Here is a 14,536-nt window from a genome sequence, read left to right as displayed (position 1 = left end):
GGGCTACGGTCGGTTCCGCACCGACCGGGCCGGTGCACCACCGGCGGGACGAAAGGTGCCCGCTACAGGCGATCGACAAACTGTGAATCAAGCCACTCACGGAACCGGGCGACCAGGTCGCCGTCGGTGGTCGGCCAGTCGTACTGGCCGGTCATCGCCAGTACGCCCAGGACCACCGCGCCGATGCCGAAGGCGATGCCGAGCAGCGCGTCGGACTTGCCGGCGATGTGCCGCCGCCGGGTCGCGATCAGCCCGAGCACGGCGAGCACGGCTCCGCCCGCGCCCAGGGCGATGCCGTACCCGGCGAGGGTGCCGGTGAGCACGAAGAGAACGCCGGCGACGCCGACGATCAGACCGAGCGTGGCCAGCAGACTGGCCCGGGGTCGCGGGCCGACAGGTGCCGGCGGCAGGTCCCGGCTGGCCTCGCCGTCGGGGGTCCGGTCGGCGTCGACCGCGCCGTTCCGCTCGCCGGTGCCGGTGCCGGTGCCGGTGCCCCGCTCCCGGCCGGTGTCACGGTCCGCGTCGCCGGCCCGGTCGGTGGTGCGGAGGTCGTCGACGGTCCGGTCGCGGTCGCCGTCGACGGCGTGATCCACGCCGGTTGCCCGGTGGCCGTCGACGGTCTCGGGGGCGGCGGCACGGGCGCGGCGGGAACCCAGGACTGTGGATCGAGCCGTGGCGGCACGGGCCTCGGCGCTCCGCCTCGCGTCGGGCTGGCGCTCGGCCCGGTCGGTGGTGCTGTCGCCGGTCGGTGCACGGCGGGTGGTGCTGCCGTCCGTGCTGCCCTCGACGTCGGGTCGCTCGTCGGTACGGGTGTCGGTGGCGACCGCCCCGGCCCGGACCTCGTCGTCTGCCGGCGGCGCCGGTTCCTCCCGGCGTGACAGCGAAGGAAATCTCATAGGTTCACCTCCTGATCGATGCGTGGACGGCGGCATCAGCCCCGTATCGCCAACCACGCCACAACACCCACCAGGTACCCACCCCCCCACCCCCGCAACACCCCACTCCTCCCTCCCCACCTCGATCCCTGCGATCTTGCAGTTGTCGTCGCGACAAAAGCACGTCTATAGGTCATATCGGCGACCATAACTGCAAGATCGCGGAGGTGGGGGCGCGGGGAGAGGGTGGGGTGGGGATTAGCGGGGGCGGGTCAGGGGGGCGAGGGCGGAGGTTAGGAGGGCCAGGCGGCGGGGGCGGGAGACCAGGACGGGCCGCTTGCGGACGCAGCGCACGAGGATCTCCACGGCCCGCTCGACCGGGATCATCAACGGTCGGGAGGCGGCCTTGGCCATCTTGGTGTCCACGAAACCGAACCGCACAGTGGTCACGTGCACGCCGTGCCGGCGCAGGGCCGCCGACATACCCAGCAGGTACGACGACAGCCCGGCCTTCGAGCCGGCGTAACCGGGTGCCTCGCCGGAGACCAGCCGGTCGGCGAGGCTGGAGATCCCGATCAGGTGTCCGTCGCCGGCTGCCAGCATCCTCGGCACCACCACGGCAGTGGTGCGTACCGCGCCCATCAGGTTGACCTCGAAGGTGCGGGTCTGGGCGGCCAGGTCGCTCGGGTCGACAGGCTCCCCGATGCCGGCGGCGTAGACGCACAGGTCCAACCCGCCGAGTTCGTCGATCGCCTTGGCCAGCACGTCGGGATAGTCCGGCGCGGTGACGTCTACGGTGTGGTGGCTGTACGTCGGGACGATTATCGCGTTGTCCCGTCGGGACAGCCCGGTGACCAGCCAGCCGTCGGCGAGCAGTCGGCGGGTGAACGCCAGCCCGATCCCGTCGCTGTTGCCGACCACCACCGCACGGCGCATCCGAACCGTCATGACCCCGCTGCCCCCATCGAGTCGACGTGGTGCCCGCCGTGCCGGCGGCCCGACCGGCAATTGAACCAGACACCTGGAGCAATCCCCCTACCGTCGAGTAGCGGTGCTGCCCGAGCGCTGCTCACCGGCCCGCTGGCTACGCTTGGCGCCGTGCCAGAGGGACACACGATTCATCGCCTGGCGGCCCGGCACGCCGAGCTGTTCGCCGGGGACAAGGTGCTCGCCACCAGCCCTCAGGGCCGCTTCGCCGACGGTGCCGCCCGGATGTCCGGGACGGTGCTCGACGGCACCGAGGCGTACGGCAAGCACCTGCTGCACCACCATGCCGGTGAGCTGACCCTGCACGTGCACCTCGGTCTCTACGGCAAGGTCACCGACGGCGACGGTGAACCGCCGGAGCCGGTGGGACAGATCCGCCTACGACTGACAAGCGACCGGCACTGGCTCGACCTGCGTGGCCCGACCGCCTGTGAGCTGCTCACTCCGCCGGAGGTGGCGGCGCTGCGGGCCCGACTCGGTCCGGATCCGCTGCGCGCCGACGCCGATCCGGACCGGGCGTACGCCCGGATCTCGCGCAGTGCGACGCCGCTGGCGGCGCTGCTGCTGGACCAGGCGGTGGTGGCCGGCACCGGCTTGATCTTCGTAACCGAGGCGCTGTTCCGCGCCGGTCTGTCGCCGAGGCTGCCCGGCCGGGAGCTGACCCGGGCCGGTTGGCAGCTGCTCTGGAGCGATCTGGTCGAACTGATGACGCTCGCGGTCGCCACCGGGCGGATCGACACCGTCCGCGCCGCCCACCTGCCCGAGGCGATGGGCCGCCCGGCCCGCGTCGACAGGCACGGGGGAGAGGTCTACGTCTACCGCCGCCCCGGCCAGCCCTGCCACGTGTGCCGGACACCTGTCAGCCGAGGCACCATCACCGCCCGCAACCTCTACTGGTGCCCCACCTGCCAGTCGTAGGGCTGAGATCGACGCCGCCGCGCGCGGTCGAGGCGAGGCGACACGTGGCGGAGGCGTCATCGTGTCGCCTCAGTCCAGCAGCCAGCGGACCACCTCGACGTGGTCGGTGAAGACCCGGTCGCCGTCGATGCTCCAGGCCATCGTCTGGCCGATCGTCCAGCCGCGTACCCGGTCGCGGTCCAGCCCCAGCTCGGCGCTGAGCCGGTGCAGGCGGCGACGGACGGCCGACCGGGAGTGGCCCAGCTCGGTGCCTCGCACCATCGGAACCACCGAGAACTCGCGTTCGCCGACAAGCGGCTTCGGGTCGATCACCAGCCACGGCTCGCGTTCGGCGCGCAGCACGTTGCCGGCGTGCAGGTCCTGGTTGACAAGCACCTGCTCACCTTGGCTGACGGCCAGCCCGGCCAGCAGGTCGAGTGCGGTGTCGACCAGCCGGCGCGGATACGGCTGGCCGGCCCGTTCCCACTTGACCGGTAGCCGGGCCGACCAGCCGGCCGCCGCCTCCGCCAATGACATGAACGGCGCACCGGCCCGCCCGGCCGCCCCGCCACCGGCTGCCCCGTCCCCGGCTGCCCCGCCACCGGCCGCAGCGGCATCCGCCGTACCGGCCCGATCCGGCGGATCGTCCGGTCGCTCCGGCGTGGTCGCCGAGGGCACCCAGAGGCGGGGGAGCAGCGCCACCACGGCGTCGAGTGCCTCGTCGAGCGGCAACACGTGCAGCGGTGTGCCTGGGTCACAGCGCTCCACCAGCAGCGCCCGCAGGCCGGGATCGTGGTCGAACAGCCGGATGGCGCCGTTGCCGTCCCAGCGGCGCAGCGCGATCGCCTCGTGCTCGCTCTCCGCGTCCGGGAACTGCAACTTGAGCACCGCCCGGGTGCCGTCCGGCAGGTCGGCCGGCATCGCCAGCGAGGCGCAGGCGTACCCGAAGGGGGGCCCTACCCGCAGCGACCAGCGCCGAGTGCAGCGGGCCAGCCGTTCCGGCAACTCGGCCAACCATTCCGGGCCGCCCGGAATGCCGTGCAGCCAGGTCAACCCCTCGGGGATGCGCAGCACACCGGTCACCGGCTCATCGTGGCCGAGCCCCACCGGCCGCCACAACCCGGGCTTCCGGCCACCAGACCGGCCGCCACAACCCGGGTGCCCGCCCCACCAGCCGGCCACGACAGGTCCCCGGTCAGTGGCGCGATCGGGGGGCGGGGCGCGGCGGGGATCAGCGGAGCCGGCGGATGTCGCCGTAGGCGCGGTAGAAGCCGCCCCGGCCGGACTCGCGGACCTCGGTGACCAGGTACCGGGCACCCGGCTCGCGGATGCCCTTGGGGAACTGCACCGACCAGTTCCGGTGGTAGCCGGCGGAGAGCACGTGCACCCGCAGCCGGCCGCCCTGCTCGACACACTCGACGATCACCCCGTCACCGGCGTCGCCGACGATCTCGACCTGGGTGACCGCTGCCGGTTCGGGCAGCCGGGCCGGGGCCTTGACGTCGACCACGTCCGGCACGTTGCCCGCCTCCGCCGCCCGGATCGCCGGCTCGCTGGCATCGATGCAGGCCAGGTGACCACTTGTGGTCACCACGTAGAGGCGCTGGTCGTGGTACTGCATGGAGTACGCCGAGCCGCAGCCGGTGCCGAGCTTCCACAGCCGGGTGCCGTCGGCGGCGAAGCAGTAGATCGAGGACTGGCTGTCCCCGGCGAACACGTAGCGGCCGTCTTCCGCCGTGGCGCAGGAGAAGACCGGGGCGTCGGCCCGGTAGGTGCGCAGCGCCGAGCCGCCCTCCTTGCCGATCCGGACCACCTCGCGGGTGGCGGTGCCGGCGAACACGGCGTCGCGTTCCTGCCAGCCGAAGAGCACTGAGCCGGTGCGGGTGTGCCACAGCTCCCGACCGGTGCGCCAGTCGTAGCCGCTCACCCCCGTCGAATCGCCGTGGTAGACGGCGTCGGCGTCGCACCGCACCATCCAGGCCGACCGGCCACGCCCGGCCCGCCGCCAGAGGAACTCGTCCTCGTGGTCGATGGCGGCGATCCCGCCGTCGGCGTCGGAGACGCCCAGCACCCCGTCGTGGATGTCGAGCCAGTAGATGTCGATGTCGGGCACGATCGCGTACGCCACCCTGGGGATCTTGCCGGAGAGGTCGTAGACGTTGCCGTCGTCGCAGCCGGCGTAGATCCAGGCGTCGTCGGCGACGATGCACTTGACCCCGTCGGGCAGGCGGACCTGATCCAGCACCCGGGCGTCGTGGTCGAGAGTGGTGATCACACCTCGTTCGTTGCCCACCATGCAGGTGCGCCCGTCGACGAAGATGCCGAAGGCCGGCGCGCCGGATTCGTACCGCCAGAGCACCGGGGCGGTGCGGGCGGTCGAACGGGTGCTGACGATCTGCCGCCGGGAGACGGCCCGCTTCTGGCGTACGCCGGGCACCGCCGGGGCGTACCCCTTGCGGACCTTCTCGCCGATCTTCTTCGCCGCGGCGGCCCGGGCCCGCGTGTTGTCGGGGAAGCCTGTGGTCTTCACCTGGCCCTGGTCGCCGATCCGCCCGAAGCGCACGGTCATCGTGGTGTCGTCGACCACCACCTCGTAGAACTTGTGCGCTGCACCGTCCACTTCGGACAGTTCGAGGTAGGTCGTCTCCTGCGACATGGGGATTCCTCCGAGGGGTCGGCGTCGGCCCTGACCGGGCGCGGCACGCTCACGCTAACCGTCCCCACCGACAAGAACGCTCACCCGGCGAGCGCGTCCACCGCCTTACGGGCGGCGACCAGCACCGGATCCCAGACCGGGGCGTACGGCGGGGCGTAGCCGAGGTCGAGCGCGGTCATGTCGTCCACTGTCATCTTGTTCCACAGCGCCACGGCCAGGGTGTCGATCCGCTTCGCCGCCTCGGACCAGCCGACGATCTGGGCGCCGAGCAGTCGCCCGCTCGGGCGCTCGGCGATCAGCTTCACAGTCATCTGGCGGGCACCCGGGTAGTAGCCGGCGCGGTTCGTCGACTCGGCGATCACGGAGACGAACTCGAATCCGGCCGCCGAGGCTTCGCCTTCCCGGAGCCCGGTGCGGCCCACCTCCAGTTCGCAGACCTTGGTGACGGCGGTGCCGATCACCCCCGCGAAGGTGGCGTAGCCGCCACCGATGTTGATCCCGGCGACCCGGCCCTGCTTGTTGGCGTGCGTGCCGAGTGGCACGTGCACAGGCATACCGCTGACCTTGTGCAGGGTCTCCACGCAGTCGCCGGCGGCCCATACTCCGGGCACCCCGGAGACCCGCATCCGGCGGTCCACCCGGATCCCGCCGGTCGGCCCGAGCGGCAGGCCGGCGGCGGCGGCCAGCTCGGTGTTGGGACGTACCCCGAGACCGAGGACCACCAGGTCGGCGGGGATCGGCCCGTCGTCGGTGACCACCTCGCAGACCCGGCCGTCGCGCTCCGAGAGGTCGGTGACCCGTACGCCGGTGCGGATGTCCACACCCAGCCCACGCATCGCCTCGGTGACCAGCCGGGCCATGTCGGGGTCGACAGTCGACATCGGCTGCTCGCCGCGCTCGACCAGGGTGACCGACAGGCCACGGCGGACCAGCGCCTCGGCCATCTCGACGCCGATGTAGCCGCCGCCCACCACCACCGCCCGCTGCGGCTGCGGATCGGCGTCCAGCCACCGGCGCAGCGCCGAACCGTCGTCGAGGGTCTGCACCCCGAACACCCCGGCGGCGTCGGTACGCGCCCAGGCCGGCTTCTTCGGCACCGCCCCGGCGGCGTACATCAGGGTGTCGAACGGCTCGCGGACCTCGCCGCCGCCGTCCAGGTCGCGGGCGACCACCTCGCGCCGGACCAGGTCGATCCCGACCACCTCGTGCCGGAGCCGTACGTCGATGGCGTAGTCCTCGCGGTGCGTCTTCGGCGACCGGGTCACCAGTTGCTCCCGGTCGGTCACCAGGCCGCTGATCCAGTACGGGATACCGCAGGCCGAGTACGAGGTGAAGTGTCCTCGTTCGAACGCCACGATCTCCAGGTCGTCCGGGCCCCGGCGGCGGCGCGCCTGGGAGGCGGCCGACATGCCGGCGGCGTCCCCGCCGATGACGATCAACCGTTCCGCCACGGCACCACCCCTTCGTCAGGCCGGGTCCTCGCCCCGGGTCTGTCGTGCCACGTCCATCACCACATCCTCCATCCGTCCGGTCCTGGCGTACACCGAACGCTGCCGCGCCGCGCCGCTGCCGTGCCGGCGCAGCCCCTCCAGCAGACCTGTCACCTCGGCGAGGTCGCCGTGTCGTTCCAGGGCCGGCCCGAGTCGCCCGACGAGCTGGTGCAGCAGGTCCCACGCCGGCCGTAGCTCGCCGCTGGACAGGTCGACCGCCTCCCCCTCCAGCCCGTCGTGGGCGGCCCGCCAGTGCGCGCCCACCAGCAGGTGATGGTCGGTCGGCAGCGGTGGCCGCCCGGCGGCGATGTCGTCGAGCGCGGTCGCCACCAGCCCCCGGACCAGCGCGGCGATCAGGATCGCGTCGTCGACGGTCGGGCAGACGTCGCCGATGCGCAGTTCCACCGTCGGGTACTTGGCCGACAGTCGGGCGTACCAGTAGAGCATTCCCTCGTCGAGCATCACGCCGCTGCCGATCAGCTGACGGATCAGTCGTTGGTAGTGCTCGTGGTTGACCAGGTAGGGCGTCGGCGCGACCGAGGGCCAGCGTTCCCACTCGACCGACCGCCAACTGGCGTACCCGGTGTCCTCCCCCCGGGCGAACGGGGAGTTGGCGGTGACCGCGTGCAGGATCGGCAGCCACGGCCGTACGTGGTTGAGCACCTGCACGCCGGTGTCCGGGTCCGGCACTCCCACGTGGACGTGCATGCCGTTGTTGCCCGGCCCGGGCACCAGCAGCCGGTACCGGGCGAGCATCCGGTCGAAGCGGGGCTTGTCGACCACCGGGGGCACCGGCCCGTCGACCGGCCCGGTACCGATCGCGAGCAGCCGCGCGCCGGCCCGCTCGGCGGCGTCGGCGAGTGCGGAGCGGAGCAGGCCGAGGGAGTGCCGGACCGAGGAGAGTTCCAGGCCGGGTGGGCTGCCGATCTCGATCTGACTGGTCTGGAACTCCCGCTCGACCTGACCCCGCAGCTCGGCGGGGACCTGCTCCAGCACCTCCTCGACAGCGGGCACCGCGACCCCGGTCTGCGGGTCGACGAGCAGGAACTCCTCCTCGACACCGACGGTGAGCAGGTCGGTTGCCTCGACCGTGGGACGCGGGGCCGTTGCCGCCTGCCTGACCATCACTACCACCGTCCACTCCTGCCGGGGGCGGTCCGTCCGCACCGGGTCGGCCGGCAATTACCCCCTGTGGTGGCACCGGGAAACTCCGGCCGGCTCGGCGGGTGGTGTCCGATCGTCGGACCGGCCGAATCGATCGACATTGACAACTGCCTTAGGGGGACGTACAACTCGTGGAGAGAGCGCTCTCTCACCCGTCCCCTCAGAGAGGCACGTGATGACACCTGCCCCGGCGGCACCCGCCGCCCCGCCTGCGCGACGCCGGCTGCCGCTGGCGTTGGCCCTCCTCACCGCCGTCACCACAGTCCTGGCCGGGCTCAGCACGACCGCGGACGCCGCCGTGCCGCCACCCCCGCCGGGCTGGAGCCTGGTGTGGAGCGACGACTTCACCGGCGCTGCCGGCACCCTCCCGTCCTCCGCCAACTGGATCATCGACACCGGCACCAGCTATCCGGGTGGACCACCCAACTGGGGCACCGGCGAGATCCAGACGTACACCAACAGCACCGCCAACGTCAGCCACGACGGTGCCGGCAACCTGCGGATCACCCCACTGCGCGACGGTGCCGGCCGCTGGACCTCGGCCCGCATCGAGACCGTCCGCAGCAACTTCAAGGCTCCGGCCGGCGGCGTGCTGGCCATCGAGGGTCGCCTCCAGATGCCAAACGCCACAGGTGCCGCCGCCTCTGGCTACTGGCCGGCGTTCTGGGCGCTCGGCTCGCCGTACCGGGGCAACTACCAGAACTGGCCGGGCATCGGCGAGTTCGACGTGATGGAGAACGTGAACGGGCTCAACTCGGTCTGGGGAGTCCTGCACTGCGGCGTCGCCCCGGGCGGCCCGTGCGACGAGTTCAACGGCATCGGCGCCTCCCGGGCCTGCCCCGGTAGTACCTGCCAGTCGGCGTTCCACACCTACCGGTTCGAGTGGGACGCCTCGGTCAGCCCGCAGCAGTTGCGCTGGTACGTCGACGGGCAGCTCTACCACACGGTGAGCCAGACCCGGGTCGGTGAGCCGTACTGGTCGCAGATGACCAGCCACGCCGGTTACTTCCTGCTGCTGAACGTGGCGATGGGTGGTGCCTTCCCGAACGGGGTCGCGGGCAGCACGACGCCGACCTCGGCCACCGTGCCCGGCCGGCCGATGGTTGTCGACTACGTGGCCGTCTACAGCCGGGGTGGTGGCAGTACCCCGCCGCCCAGCACGCCGCCGCCGACCACCCCGCCGCCGAGCGGGACGCGGGACGCGTACGCGACCATCCAGGCCGAGTCCTTCAACGCCCAGAACGGCGTGATCGTCGAGGCGTGCGCCGAGGGTGGGCAGAACATCGGGGCGCTGCGCAACGGCGACTGGGTCCGTTACGACAACGTCGAGTTCGGCTCCGGCGGGCCACGCGACTTCGTGGCCCGGGTCGCCTCGGGCGCGGCGTCCGGCGTCAGCGGCCTGGTGGAGGTACGGGTGGACAGCCCGACAAGCGCGCCCATCGGCAGCTTCGCCATCGCCAACACCGGCGGCTGGCAGAGCTGGCGCTCGGTGCCGGGCAACGTCTCCGGGGTGACCGGACGGCGCACCGTCTACCTCACCTTCACCAGCGGTCAGCCCAACGACTTCGTGAACGTCAACTGGTTCCACTTCCGCCGGTGAGGCCTCCGGCGCGGTCCCCTGGCGTCGCCATTGGCGGGGCAGGGGGCCGCGTCGGCGCGCAGCGGACCGCCTGAGTGGTCTGGACCAGCCCTGGACATAAACAGTTAACAGTCCTAATAATAGGCGCCAGGTTGACGTACATGGATCTGCATCCGGGCTGGAGGGCACATGAGAAGGTCCAGAACGTTCGTGCTGTCGGTGATCGGCGCGCTGGCCGCCGCGATCGGTGCGGTCGGGCTCGCGCCGGCCGCGTACGCCGCCGGAGTCACCGCGAGCTTCGTCAAGACGTCCGACTGGGGCTCCGGCTGGGAGGGGAAGTACACGATCAGCAACGGTGGCAGCACCACTGTCAACGGCTGGAGTCTCGCCTTCGACCTGCCCGCCGGCACCACCGTCGGCACCTACTGGGACGCGCTGCTGACCTCGAGCGGCCAGCGGTACACCTTCACCAACCGCTCCTGGAACGGTGCCATCGCGCCGGGTGCCTCGGTCTCCTTCGGCTTCCTCGGCAGCGGTTCCGGCGTACCGGCGAACTGTCGGCTCAACGGCGCGGCCTGCGCGGGCGGCACCACGCCCACCACGCCGCCGCCGACCACGCCGCCCCCCACCACGCCGCCGCCGACCACGCCGCCGCCGACCACGCCGCCGCCGACCACGCCGCCGCCGACCACCGGGCTGCCGAAGCACATCCTGACCGGCTACTGGCACAACTTCGACAACCCCGCCGCCGAGCTGCGGCTGCGTGACGTGCCCACCGAGTACGACCTGGTGGCGGTCGCCTTCGCCGACGCCACCGGCACCCCCGGCGCGGTCGGCTTCGCCATCGATCCCGGCCTGTCCGCCTCGCTGGGCGGATACAGCGACGCCGACTTCTCCGCCGACGTGCGAACCCTCCAGAGTCGCGGCAAGAAAGTGATCATCTCGGTGGGCGGCGAGACCGGCCGTGTCGTCGTCGACAGCTCGGCGTCCGCGGTGGCCTTCGCCGACAGCGTGTACGCCCTGATCCAGCGCTACGGCTTCGACGGGGTCGACATCGACCTGGAGAACGGGCTGAACCCGACCTACATGGCGCAGGCCCTGCGCTCACTGCGGTCGAAGGTCGGCAGCGGGCTGATCATCGCGATGGCGCCGCAGACCATCGACATGCAGAACCCGGCGGGCAGCTACTTCAAGCTGGCACTGGACATCAAGGACATCCTGACCGTGGTGAACACCCAGTTCTACAACTCCGGGGCGATGCTCGGCTGCGACAACAACTCCGCGTACGCCCAGGGGACCGTCAACTTCATCGTCGCGCTGGCCTGCATCCAGTTGGAGGCGGGGCTGCGCCCCGACCAGGTCGGGCTCGGCCTGCCGGCCGGTCCGGGGGCCGCCGGTGGCGGCATAGTCCCGCCCAGCGTGGTCAACGCCGCGCTGGACTGCCTGACCCGGGGCACCAACTGCGGCAGCTTCCGCCCCCCGCGCACCTACCCCGGCCTACGCGGCGCGATGACCTGGTCCATCAACTGGGACATCACGAACAACAACGCCTTCGCCCGCACCGTAGCCCCCCACCTCCGCACCCTCCCCTGACACCCACCCCCCGTCCTCCGCCACACCCCGTCCTTCGCGATCTCGCACTTTCGGTCGGCGTTATGACCTCTCACAGAAGAATTGTCACGACCAAAAGTGCGAGACCGCGGGGGTCAGGGGCGACGGGAGGGGGTTTGGGAGGGGGAGGTGCGGCGGCGGCGGATCTTTTTGATCACCCAGGTGGCGAGCATGAGGATGAGCAGAGCGAGGATGCCGTAGTCGAACCAGGAGCTGTAGCGGTCGATCTGCTGCCAGCGGGAGCCCAGGGCGTAGCCCAGCCCGATGAAGAGCCCGTTCCAGATGCCGCTGCCCAGCGTGGTGAGCGTGACGAACTCGACGAGCGGCATCCGGTTCGCCCCGGCCGGCACCGACACCAGACTGCGTACGACAGGTGCCATCCGGCCGAAGAACACCGCCCAGCGGCCGTACCGCTCGAACCACCTGTCGGCCTTCTCCAGGTCGTCCAGATCGACAAGGGGCAACCGGTCGAGCCACCGCTTGAGGCGGTCCTCGCCGAGGGCGGCGCCGAGCCAGTACAGGACCAGCGCGCCGAGCACCGAGCCGACGGTGGCCGCGACGGTCACCAGCACCACGTTGAACCGGCCCTCGCCGGCCAGGTACCCGGCCATCGCCAGGACGATCTCGCTGGGAATCGGCGGGATGATGCTCTCCAGGGCGACGAGCAGGGCGACCCCCACCGGCCCGCCCGCCTCGATCACCCCGGCGATCCAGCCGGTCAACCCGCCGACCTGCGCTGGGTCGACGTCCTGGGCGAGCGCCATGATGATGCCTTTCGCGGGACCGGCGTAAAGCGGGCTATTACCCGCCGTCACCATGAGGCACACCAGGCCGGACGGCTCAGTCCGCTGGGTGCAGCGCCTCGTCCGCCGATCCCTGGCGCCATCCGGTGAACCTGACCACCAGCCCGCCCCGGCTGGGGGAGCAGCAGTACGGTCCGGCCGTCGCCACCACGTCGGGCGCCAACGGGGCGAGCCGGACCAGCCGCCACGGCTCACCGACGACCCGGGCGCGCACGGTCAGCGCGTCACCGGCACGGCTGACCCGTACGCACACGTTCCGGCCCGCCCAGTCCGGGACCGGCGCCACCGACCAGTCGGAGACCTCGCGGGTCACCACCGCGCCCACCTGGGGCTGGCCGTCGCTGACCTCCACGCCGGCCTTCACCCAGTTCCGGTCGTCCACCCGGACCAGCACACCGGCCTGGTCGAACTGCCCGGTCCAGTCCAGCCGGAAGTCGACCTCCATGGCGGTGCCGGTCGGGAACGGCGCGAGCAGCGCCGGGGCGTCGTCGTGCACGAAGCCGTAGCTTGTGTGTCGCCACAGGTCGCTGCCGTGGCCCGGCTCGACGCTCAGCGCGCCGTCCGGTTCCTCGGTCACCCGGACCGGTCGGCGGTGCCACTCGCCACCGGACCACTCGATGCTCCGCATACCGGCACCGTACCCAGGGCCCGGGTCAGCCCCCCGGTCGGCCCGTGCCGGGGTCCGGACCGCGCTGCGGGTTTGCCGAGGTGCCGGCCGGGAGAAGGTTCGGGGGCATGTCTGACAGGTGGTACTCGGAGGCGGTCGTGTACTGCCTCGACATCGACACGTTCGCGGACTCCGACGGTGACGGGGTAGGTGACATCCGGGGTCTGATCGGCCGGCTGGACTACCTCGCCCGGCTCGGGGTGACCTGCCTCTGGCTGCACCCCATCCATCCGTCGCCGAATGACGACGACGGCTACGACGTGACCGACTTCTACAACGTCGATCCACGGTTCGGCACCCTTGGCGACTTCGCCGAGTTGCTGCACCAGGCCAGCAACCGGGGCATCCGCGTGATCATCGACCTGGTGGTGAACCACACCTCCGACCAGCACCCGTGGTTCCAGTCCGCGCGCTCCTCGCCGGACTCGCCGTACCGCGACTGGTACGTCTGGTCCGACCAGGAGCCGGCCGACCGGCACCAGGGCATGGTCTTCCCGGGCGAGCAGCACGAGACCTGGACCTACGACCGGACCGCGAAAGCCTGGTACTACCACCGGTTCTACAAGTTCCAGCCCGACCTCAACACCACGAACCCGGCGGTACGCGCCGAGATCAAGAAGATCATGTCGTTCTGGATCCAACTCGGTGTCGCCGGCTTCCGGATGGACGCGGTGCCGTTCATCATCGAGCGCACCGAGCCGGGCGACCCGAACCCGGAACTGGACTTCGAATTCCTCACCGAACTGCGCCAGCACGTGCAGTGGCGGCGCGGGGACGCGGTCCTGCTGGCCGAGGCGAACGTCGAGCCGGACAACCTCCCCGCCTTCTTCGGCGACAGCGGGGGTTCGGCGAACCGGGTGCACATGCTCTTCGACTTCATGTTGAACGGGCGGCTGATGCTGGCTCTCGCCCGGCAGGACCCGGAACCGGTGATCGAGGCGCTACGGGACACCCCGGCGCTGCCCGAAGGCGGGCAGTGGGCGACGTTCCTGCGCAACCACGACGAGATCGACCTGTCCCGGCTCACCGCCGAACAGCGCAACGAGGTGTACGAGCAGTTCGGTCCCGAGGAACGCATGCGCATCTACGACCGGGGCATCCGTCGCCGGTTGGCACCGATGCTGGGCAACGACCGCCGGCGCGTCGAGTTGGCGTACTCCCTGCAGTTCTCGCTGCGCGGCACGCCGGTGCTGCGTTACGGCGAGGAGATCGGCATGGGTGAGGACCTGTCACTGGACGGGCGGGAGGCGATCCGTACCCCGATGCAGTGGTCGAGCCAACCGAACGCGGGCTTCTCCACAGCGGAGCCGGAGAAGCTGGTCCGCCCGGTCATCGACAAGGGCGACTTCGGGTACGAGAAGGTGAATGTCACCCTCCAGCGTCGGGACCGCACCTCGCTGCTGGCCTGGTTCGAGCGGATGATCCGTACGCTGCGGGAGGCCCCGGAGATCGGCTTCGGCTCCACGAAGCACATCGATGTGCCGATGCCGCCGGGGGTGCTGGCGCACCGGGCCGACGGCCCGACGGGGAGCATGGTCTTCCTGCACAACCTCGGTACCGCCGACGTCGAGGTCGACCTCAGCCTGCTGCAAGCCGAGGCGGACCTGCCCATGGACGTGCTCGCCGATCGCAACTACGACGAGGTGGGCAAGCTCGACAAGCTGCACCTGTCGGGTCACGGCTACCGCTGGATCCGACTCTGTCGATCCTGGTCGTCCTGAGCAGGGACGCCGGTGCCGGCCCGCCCGTGGGCAGGTGACCTCCGGGTCGGGCCGGTGACCTCGGGGCGGGGCGCGGGGCTTCCGGG

General features: G+C 71.4%; 12 protein-coding genes. 4 read left to right on the top strand and 8 right to left on the bottom strand.

The window, feature by feature from the left end:
• Positions 1-62: 62 nt before the first annotated feature.
• A complete protein-coding gene (locus Van01_RS33090) occupies positions 63-896 on the bottom strand; it encodes a DMT family transporter (RefSeq protein WP_239099136.1) in 834 nt (277 codons plus the stop codon).
• A 237-nt stretch (positions 897-1,133) separates the two neighbouring features.
• Positions 1,134-1,823, bottom strand: coding sequence for an SDR family NAD(P)-dependent oxidoreductase (locus tag Van01_RS17625; RefSeq protein ID WP_204008391.1), 690 nt, complete (start codon positions 1,821-1,823; stop codon positions 1,134-1,136).
• Positions 1,824-1,973: 150 nt separating this feature from the next.
• Here Van01_RS17625 and Van01_RS17620 point away from each other — a divergent pair, with 150 nt between their 5' ends.
• Positions 1,974-2,780, top strand: coding sequence for an Fpg/Nei family DNA glycosylase (locus tag Van01_RS17620; RefSeq protein WP_204008389.1), 807 nt, complete (start codon positions 1,974-1,976; stop codon positions 2,778-2,780).
• Between the two features lie 69 nt (positions 2,781-2,849).
• Here Van01_RS17620 and Van01_RS17615 read toward each other — a convergent pair whose 3' ends face one another.
• The 4 genes from Van01_RS17615 to Van01_RS17600 form a co-directional block, all read right to left on the bottom strand.
• Positions 2,850-3,842, bottom strand: a complete 993-nt coding sequence (locus Van01_RS17615) for an aminoglycoside phosphotransferase family protein (RefSeq protein ID WP_204008387.1) — start codon at positions 3,840-3,842, stop codon at positions 2,850-2,852.
• 148 nt (positions 3,843-3,990) lie between these two features.
• Positions 3,991-5,415 carry a WGR domain-containing protein gene (locus Van01_RS17610; protein ID WP_204008385.1) on the bottom strand — a complete coding sequence of 475 codons (1,425 nt, stop codon included), beginning with the start codon at positions 5,413-5,415 and terminating at the stop codon, positions 3,991-3,993.
• Between the two features lie 80 nt (positions 5,416-5,495).
• On the bottom strand, positions 5,496-6,866 hold the full coding sequence (locus Van01_RS17605; RefSeq protein WP_204008383.1) for an FAD-dependent oxidoreductase: 1,371 nt from the start codon (positions 6,864-6,866) through the stop codon (positions 5,496-5,498).
• A gap of 15 nt (positions 6,867-6,881) precedes the next feature.
• Complete coding sequence (locus Van01_RS17600) at positions 6,882-8,030, bottom strand: carboxylate-amine ligase (protein ID WP_204008381.1); 1,149 nt, start codon at positions 8,028-8,030, stop codon at positions 6,882-6,884.
• Between the two features lie 214 nt (positions 8,031-8,244).
• Between Van01_RS17600 and Van01_RS17595 the strand changes: the two genes are divergently transcribed.
• Both Van01_RS17595 and Van01_RS17590 read left to right on the top strand, forming a co-directional pair.
• On the top strand, positions 8,245-9,669 hold the full coding sequence (locus tag Van01_RS17595; RefSeq protein ID WP_204008379.1) for a carbohydrate-binding protein: 1,425 nt from the start codon (positions 8,245-8,247) through the stop codon (positions 9,667-9,669).
• A 168-nt stretch (positions 9,670-9,837) separates the two neighbouring features.
• Positions 9,838-11,241 (top strand): chitinase, encoded by a 1,404-nt coding sequence (locus tag Van01_RS17590; RefSeq protein WP_204008377.1) that lies wholly within the window; start codon positions 9,838-9,840, stop codon positions 11,239-11,241.
• A gap of 113 nt (positions 11,242-11,354) precedes the next feature.
• Here Van01_RS17590 and Van01_RS17585 read toward each other — a convergent pair whose 3' ends face one another.
• Together Van01_RS17585 and Van01_RS17580 are read right to left on the bottom strand one after the other, a co-directional pair.
• On the bottom strand, positions 11,355-12,023 hold the full coding sequence (locus Van01_RS17585; RefSeq protein WP_204008375.1) for a DedA family protein: 669 nt from the start codon (positions 12,021-12,023) through the stop codon (positions 11,355-11,357).
• A 76-nt stretch (positions 12,024-12,099) separates the two neighbouring features.
• Positions 12,100-12,690: a DUF1349 domain-containing protein gene (locus Van01_RS17580; RefSeq protein ID WP_204008373.1), complete on the bottom strand. Its 591-nt coding sequence runs from the start codon at positions 12,688-12,690 to the stop codon at positions 12,100-12,102.
• Positions 12,691-12,797: 107 nt separating this feature from the next.
• Between Van01_RS17580 and Van01_RS17575 the strand changes: the two genes are divergently transcribed.
• Entirely contained in the window at positions 12,798-14,450 is a 1,653-nt protein-coding gene (locus Van01_RS17575; protein WP_204008371.1) for an alpha-amylase family protein, read from the top strand.
• Positions 14,451-14,536 lie beyond the last annotated feature (86 nt).

It is taken from the genome of Micromonospora andamanensis (assembly GCF_016863495.1).
GTDB classification, from domain to species: domain Bacteria; phylum Actinomycetota; class Actinomycetes; order Mycobacteriales; family Micromonosporaceae; genus Micromonospora; species Micromonospora andamanensis.
Note: the sequence above shows the minus strand (reverse complement) of the source record. Positions and strands in the feature narration are given on the sequence as shown.

What these genes read in the sequence shown, in the direction of transcription:
- Van01_RS33090 (WP_239099136.1), bottom strand. Translation starts at nt 896, where the DNA reads ATGAGATTTCCTTCGCTGTCACGCCGGGAGGAACCGGCGCCGCCGGCA.
- Van01_RS17625 (WP_204008391.1), bottom strand. Translation starts at nt 1,823, where the DNA reads ATGACGGTTCGGATGCGCCGTGCGGTGGTGGTCGGCAACAGCGACGGG.
- Van01_RS17610 (WP_204008385.1), bottom strand. Translation starts at nt 5,415, where the DNA reads ATGTCGCAGGAGACGACCTACCTCGAACTGTCCGAAGTGGACGGTGCA.
- Van01_RS17600 (WP_204008381.1), bottom strand. Translation starts at nt 8,030, where the DNA reads ATGGTCAGGCAGGCGGCAACGGCCCCGCGTCCCACGGTCGAGGCAACC.
- Van01_RS17595 (WP_204008379.1), top strand. Translation starts at nt 8,245, where the DNA reads ATGACACCTGCCCCGGCGGCACCCGCCGCCCCGCCTGCGCGACGCCGG.
- Van01_RS17590 (WP_204008377.1), top strand. Translation starts at nt 9,838, where the DNA reads ATGAGAAGGTCCAGAACGTTCGTGCTGTCGGTGATCGGCGCGCTGGCC.
- Van01_RS17585 (WP_204008375.1), bottom strand. Translation starts at nt 12,023, where the DNA reads ATGGCGCTCGCCCAGGACGTCGACCCAGCGCAGGTCGGCGGGTTGACC.
- Van01_RS17580 (WP_204008373.1), bottom strand. Translation starts at nt 12,690, where the DNA reads ATGCGGAGCATCGAGTGGTCCGGTGGCGAGTGGCACCGCCGACCGGTC.
- Van01_RS17575 (WP_204008371.1), top strand. Translation starts at nt 12,798, where the DNA reads ATGTCTGACAGGTGGTACTCGGAGGCGGTCGTGTACTGCCTCGACATC.